Source organism: Hoskinsella mucinilytica, from assembly GCF_045223415.1.
GTDB lineage: Bacteria > Bacillota_I > Bacilli_A > Erysipelotrichales > Erysipelotrichaceae > Hoskinsella > Hoskinsella mucinilytica.
In genome coordinates this window covers 1-1842 of the sequence record NZ_JBEQZJ010000094.1, presented here as the reverse complement: position 1 = coordinate 1842, position 1842 = coordinate 1, and the positions used below count along the sequence as shown (strand labels likewise).

Below are 1842 nucleotides of genomic sequence, written 5' to 3'. Positions count from 1 at the left end.
AAAGATAATGGAAGAGTGTAGAAGGTGGTGATCATGCTATGGAAAACAAAGAGTTGTACCAACAGTTTCGTAGAACTGTGGAAAAATCCGCATGGCTCATGATTTTTCTTATCTTTCTCATTGAATGTATCGTTGCTGTGATCTTTGTACAGAATCAATTGATCGATCAAAGTGATTCTCCTTTATCCTATAGTCTTACTTATGTCGTGTTACCAACGCTTATCAATATGGAATGTGTCGGGATCTTTCATTATGTGGAATATAAAACAAAACTGAAAGATCATATCAAAAATCTGGTGTTGGTCATTTCTTTCAATATCATTTGTCTTACGACTGCACTTGTTCATAATGCTTTGCATCTGATTACTTTGGGGTGTATCTTACCGGTCTTTCTCAGTGCCATCTTTGGGGATAAAAAAATGACACGATGTACTTTTATCATGTCGCTTGTTTCCTATGTGATCGCTATGATCAATGGTATCTATTATACACAAAATAGAAATTATCTTGTGTATTTGGATTATATCTCCGGTATGCTTTTGATGTGGGCCGGTTATTTGGTCGCTAGAAGTGTGATCGATTATGAGTTAAAAAATAGAGAAAAACTGATTCAATTCAATCATCGACAACAAGAAATGATCGAAGAAATGAAAAAAGATTCGTTGACGAAACTTTATAATCATAATACTTTATATGATATATTGAATGATAACATCAAGGATTGTTTGAAGGAATATAAACCATTGGCATTGGCAATCTTAGATATCGATAATTTTAAGAAGGTCAATGATACCTTCGGTCATGTTAAAGGAGATCAAGTCTTGGTTCGTTTGAGCGAATTGATGAAAACCTATCAAACAGATGAGATGATTCTTGCTCGTTATGGTGGAGAAGAATTCTGTATCGTTTTTATTGGGATAGAAATCAAAGAAGCTTATGCGATCTTAGAAGAAATGCGGTTAAAATTTTCTGAATTGATCTTCCATGACATCGGAGATGCCAAAATCACCTTTAGTGCAGGTTTGGTGGAATTTTGTGATGATGCTGATAATGGAACAGCCCTTGTGGAAAAAGCCGATCAAGCAATGTATGAAGCGAAAAATGCCGGTAAAAACAAAATTGTTTTGTATCAATCAAAAAAATAGAATAGACTTTTTGGAAACAATATCGTATCATAGTAACAAGCTTTACAAAAGGAAAAAGAGGTAAGAGAAATGGATGTGTTTCGTAAAAACCGTATCAACACCATTATACAAATGACTTTATGGTTGTTGATGGGATCGGTATTGTTCATTACCAATCATGCGAAAGGCAATGTGTATTGTTCAATGTTAGGTATTGTTTTGTTGATTCAGGGGTTTCCCCAATTGATGTTTTTCATACTAGAGCGAAAGCGATATTTATATAGCTTTATGATGCTGATCTTTGGTTTCTTTACTTGTATCTTCGGTGTATTGGAAATCAAGACCATACATGAAGCGGAGTTATGGATGCCTTTGATCATATCGTTTGTGACCTTGATTCATGGCTTTAAAGAATTGTTGATGGTGTTTTATATATGTAAACAAGAAAATCCCTTCTGGCGATATTTCTTGAATTTATCCATTGTGACCATTGCATTTGCGACCATTATGATCATTTATACTTGGACAAGTCAGGGGAATAATCTTCGCTTGGTAGGTAGTGTGATGATCATTGATTCAATGATCGAAGGTTGTATCTGGTATATCGGAGAGAAGAAGGATATCAATGTATCCCAAGAAGATAGAATCCATTCATGAGTATGACACATCTAGATGATGTGTTTTTTTTGTGTGCCAGACATGGTATACAGCTAGGTGG

General features: G+C 34.9%; 2 protein-coding genes. Both read left to right on the top strand.

The genetic code is table 11. The annotated features are described in order from the left end of the window. The first annotated feature begins 38 nt into the window (after positions 1–38). Complete coding sequence (locus tag UGRO018_RS17610; protein ID WP_416327821.1) at positions 39–1145, top strand: GGDEF domain-containing protein; 1107 nt, start codon at positions 39–41, stop codon at positions 1143–1145. 69 nt (positions 1146–1214) lie between these two features. Next, positions 1215–1781 carry a DUF308 domain-containing protein gene (locus tag UGRO018_RS17605; protein WP_416327820.1) on the top strand — a complete coding sequence of 189 codons (567 nt, stop codon included), beginning with the start codon at positions 1215–1217 and terminating at the stop codon, positions 1779–1781. Positions 1782–1842 lie beyond the last annotated feature (61 nt).